The sequence below is a fragment of the Mesorhizobium sp. M7A.F.Ca.MR.362.00.0.0 genome (genome assembly GCF_004023175.1).
In the GTDB taxonomy this organism is placed as follows: domain Bacteria; phylum Pseudomonadota; class Alphaproteobacteria; order Rhizobiales; family Rhizobiaceae; genus Mesorhizobium.
In genome coordinates this window covers 21,784-26,031 of record NZ_RZTF01000045.1, presented here as the reverse complement: position 1 = coordinate 26,031, position 4,248 = coordinate 21,784, and the positions used below count along the sequence as shown (strand labels likewise).

Below are 4,248 nucleotides of genomic sequence, written 5' to 3'. Positions count from 1 at the left end.
GAACGTTGCACGTGGCGAATTCCTGGCAGTAGGCGCGCAGCGTCCCTATGACCAGGGCGTCGCCGAGGCCAAGGCAGCCGCGCTTGCATTGCTTGGACATGACGTCCCGCCATACATCTCGGTGCCGACGTTGCGCGTCAAGAAGCTCGACCTTCTCAGTGCCCTCAAGCAGGTCACCAAGGAAGATGCTCCCGCCTCGGTGGTAAAAATCTGCAACGGCGAATGCTTCTAGCCCCTTTTTCGTCGGCGGGCTCCAGCAGTCCCGCCGACGCTCTCCCAAGCGATCGAGAAAATCGTCATGGCCGAAGCCAAAACCTCAACGTCCCGGAACGCGATCGTAGCGATGCAGCGCATCAGCAAGTCGTTTGGCGCGAACCGCGTGCTGTCCAACGTTTCGTTCGAGGTCATGGCCGGTGAAACCCACGCGCTGCTCGGCGAGAATGGTGCGGGCAAATCGACGCTCATGAAGATCCTCATGGGAGCCTATCAAACGGATGAAGGCCGCATTCTTTTCGCCGGAGAGGACGTCACCGCCTTGTCGCTTCGCGAGAGGATCGACCGCGGTATTGCAATGATCTTCCAAGAACTGAGCGTCTTGCCGAACCGCTCGGTTGCCGAAAACCTCTTTGTCCTACGCGAGCCCCTCTCCTTTGGCCGGCGTGTCAACAGTAGAAAAATGGTTCGTGACGCCCAGGCTCTGATCGAGCGGTACGCCTTCTCGCTTGATGCTTCCGCGCGCGTGGGCGATCTGGCCTTCGCCCAACGGCAGATGGTCGAGATCCTCAAGGCGATCTCGCGAGGCGCCAAGCTGCTCGTCATGGATGAGCCGACTTCATCTCTGACCATCCACGAGGAAGAAACGCTTTTTCGCACCATCGGTCAGCTGAAGCAGGGCGGAATCGGTATCGTCTACATCAGCCATCGCATGGCCGATGTGCTGCGGCTTTCGGATCGCATTTCGATCATCAAGGATGGGCGACTGGTTGGCCCACTTGATCCGAGCAAGACCTCCATCGAGGATATCGCCGCGATGATGTCACGGCCAAAGGGCGACGTGCCTTTGCCGACCGCAGCAGCGCCCACGAAACGCCGCCCGGCAACGTCGGTTGGGGCGCCGGCCCTTGAGGTCCGCGATCTAGCCACGTCGCGCAAGCTGTCCGACGTATCGTTCTCGATCGATCCAGGGGAGATCGTCGGTCTTGCCGGGCTTGTCGGCAGCGGCCGCTCGACCTTGGGAAAGGCTTTGTTCGGTATCCTTCCGGATGTATCCGGCCACATCACCGTCGCAGGGGAATCCGTTCGGCCGGGCAGCGTCAGCGGGGCCATCACTGCTGGTGTCGCGCTTGTTCCAGAAGACCGCCGGCTCGAAGGGCTTGTTGGCGGGCGCTCAATCGAGGAGAATCTTGCGCTTCCCCGCCTTTCCGATTTCTCGCTCGCGGGTCCCTTTGGACCAATGGCGAAGGCCCGGATAGCGGCTCTGTTCAGACAATACCGCGACGACCTTAATATCCTGTGCCGCGGTCCCTTACAAAAAGCCCAGGAGCTTTCGGGCGGCAATCAGCAGAAGATCGTCTTCGCAAAATGGCTGGCAATGAAGCCGAAGCTGTTGATCCTCGATGAGCCAACTTCCGGCGTGGACGTCAATGCCAAGCGCGATATGCGCGAGCTTGTGCGCCGCACGGCAGGCGATGGCGTCGCCGTGCTGCTCATTTCGTCGGAACTCGAAGAACTTCTGGATTTGTCCGATCGCATTCTGGTGATGGCGCAGGGGCGGATAACGCGCAGCATGGGCAGCGCGCACGACGAGACCGGGCTTCGCGCGTTGCTGCAGGCCGAGGTCGCCAGGCAAACCACAGTACGCGTCCAGGGAGTTGCAGCATGAAACCGTCCTCGATGCCGATGAGCGCAAATGCGATGAATTTTTTCCGCGATCACGTTACCTATGTGATCTTCCTGGCGATCACCCTCTATTTCGTCTTGTTCGCCCCCCACTTCGCGTCGGTCTCAACCGCAAGCGCGGTTCTGCGCATCACAGCCATCGTCTCCGTGATGGCGATCGGCATGACGTTCGTCATCATCTGCGGCGAAATCGACCTGTCGGTCGGGTCGGTTGCCAGCTTTTCAGGCATGATCGGAGCGTTGCTGCTCGATCAAGGTGTCCCCACCTATGTTGCCGCCCTTCTGGTGTTGGGCGCCGGGGCCACGATCGGCGCGGTGTCGGGCGTGCTTGTTACAAAACTGCGCATTCCATCGTTTCTTGTAACGCTTGGCATGCTGTCCATCTTTTCCGGACTGGCGCTGACCATCACCGGCACCCGGCCAGTGTCGATCGTCGACGATGATTTTTCGGATCTGTTCTGGAACGGCAGTTTTCTGGGCATACAGGCACCGATCTGGTGGACGATCGTCCTTACGGCCGTCGGCTACTACCTGCTGCATCAGATGCCCTACGGCAGACGTGTCTATGCGACCGGTGGAAATGCTGTTGCCGCGCGCTTTTCCGGTGTGCGCACGGACGGCGTCAAGATTTTCGCCTTTGTACTATCCGGCATGACCGCATCCCTTGCTGGCCTGATGCTCGCAGCCCGCTCCACGGCCGGCAATCCCAGCCTGGGAGCGGGTCTCGAACTGGATGTCATCGCGGCCGTGATCATAGGCGGGACAAGTCTCTTTGGCGGTTATGGATCAATCGTCGGTTCCGTCGTCGGCGCAATCTTCATAGGCATTCTCGGATTTGGCCTTCTCGTGCTCGGTCTATCGACCAGCATCCAGGAGGTCATCAAGGGAGCCATCATCATCATTGCCGTCTCGTTGAACCGGCGTTGAAGAGCAGACCCAATGATCGGGCCAGATGCACGCATTCGAGCATCCGGCCTCCGCGGCGGTAGCCGCGGCGCAGGAAAGTTGAGTTTCAGTTTGAAAACCAGCATCGCTGGAGAAACAGGGAGGAAAGTGAAATGACCAGACGTATAACGCTTCTGATGTTGGGTGCTCTGGCTGCATCCACCACAATGTTCACCAGTGCCTGGGCGCAAGACACCTACAAGCCCGGCTGCTATGCTCCCGCGCCAAACAGTGCCTCGGTGATCTCCTATCCGAAGAGGGCCGGACCCTACAAAATTGCCCTGGTCAACGGATATGTCGGCAACGATTGGCGTGCGAATTCCATTCAGACCGCCAAAGCCTGGGGCGCCCGTCCCGAAATCAAATCCAAGCTGTCCGAGCTGAAGATCGTTTCGGTTGGCAACGATTCCACGGCGCAGATCTCGGCGATCGACAACTTCATCGCCGCCGGCTACGACGCCGTGATCATCAATGCCGTCAATCCCACCGCCTTCGACGCAGTCGTGAGGCGCGCCAAGCAAGCCAGTGTGGTGCTGGTGACCTATGACAACGTGCTCGACTCCGACCAGATCGTGCAAATCAACGAAGATCAGGTCGAACTTGGCCGGATCAAGGCGCAGGCCGTGGTTGATGGCATCAAGGCGAAGAAGGGCAATGTCTCGGGTCAGGTTCTCGAAATCGACGGCGTTCCGGGCAACAGCGTCGACCGTGACAACCAAGCGGGATTCAGCGAGGTCTTCTCCAAATATCCCGAGCTAAAGGTGGTCAAGGTCGAGGGTGACTGGGATGTGGGCACGGCCTCGAAAGTGACATCCGACGCCATTGCCACCAACGGCAATTTTGATGGCATTGTCGTTCAAGAGGGCTCGGTTGGCGCACTCGAGGCGATGGCCGCCGCGAAGCACCCGGTCGTCCCGGTCGGGTTCGATGCCGGCAACGGCACGCGCATGCTGGTCAACAAGGGCAAGTATCCTGGCATCACCGCTGCCCAGGCGCCGGCGCTGGCCGCTATGGCGCTCGAGGCCTCGGTCGTGTTGCTGGAGGGCAATGCGCTGCCGCAGAAGGTGTTCCTGCCAATCCCCCAGAAGAACAATGCGGATCTGGCGGAAGGCAAGGATTTTTTCCCCGATCTGCCAAAGACCTTCTACACGGCCACCGGCTTTCCGCAGTGTTTCCCCGTGTTCACGCCCGATGAGCTGAAAGGCCAGACGGCCGACAACGCCAATTGAGCTATGACGCGACCTGGCCGGCGTTTAGGCCAGCCAGGTCGGTAGCAACGGAGCGCGCATGGCCGATCGCTATGTTGAACTGAAATCGGTGTCAAAATCCTATGGCGGCGTTCCAGCGCTGACCGCAGTGGATTTCCGTTGCGAACCGGGACGGGTGCACGCCATTCTCGGCGAG

Annotated in this window: 3 protein-coding genes and 1 pseudogene; all 4 read left to right on the top strand. The window is 59.8% G+C overall.

Annotation, left to right across the window (positions count from 1 at the left end; genetic code table 11):
- A pseudogene (locus tag EOC06_RS40095) lies at positions 1–232 on the top strand (sugar ABC transporter substrate-binding protein); the annotation flags it as partial.
- Between the two features lie 66 nt (positions 233–298).
- A complete protein-coding gene (locus EOC06_RS09075) occupies positions 299–1,882 on the top strand; it encodes a sugar ABC transporter ATP-binding protein (protein ID WP_128307563.1) in 1,584 nt (527 codons plus the stop codon).
- Positions 1,879–2,826, top strand: coding sequence for an ABC transporter permease (locus EOC06_RS09070; protein WP_128307562.1), 948 nt, complete (start codon positions 1,879–1,881; stop codon positions 2,824–2,826). Before EOC06_RS09075 ends, EOC06_RS09070 begins: the two co-directional genes overlap by 4 nt.
- 131 nt (positions 2,827–2,957) lie before the next feature.
- Entirely contained in the window at positions 2,958–4,073 is a 1,116-nt protein-coding gene (locus EOC06_RS09065) for a sugar ABC transporter substrate-binding protein (protein ID WP_128307561.1), read from the top strand.
- Positions 4,074–4,248: the final 175 nt, after the last annotated feature.

Excerpts from the sequence above, each read along its gene's own strand:
- EOC06_RS09075 (WP_128307563.1), top strand. The coding sequence starts at position 299 with ATGGCCGAAGCCAAAACCTCAACGTCCCGGAACGCGATCGTAGCGATG.
- EOC06_RS09070 (WP_128307562.1), top strand. The coding sequence starts at position 1,879 with ATGAAACCGTCCTCGATGCCGATGAGCGCAAATGCGATGAATTTTTTC.
- EOC06_RS09065 (WP_128307561.1), top strand. The coding sequence starts at position 2,958 with ATGACCAGACGTATAACGCTTCTGATGTTGGGTGCTCTGGCTGCATCC.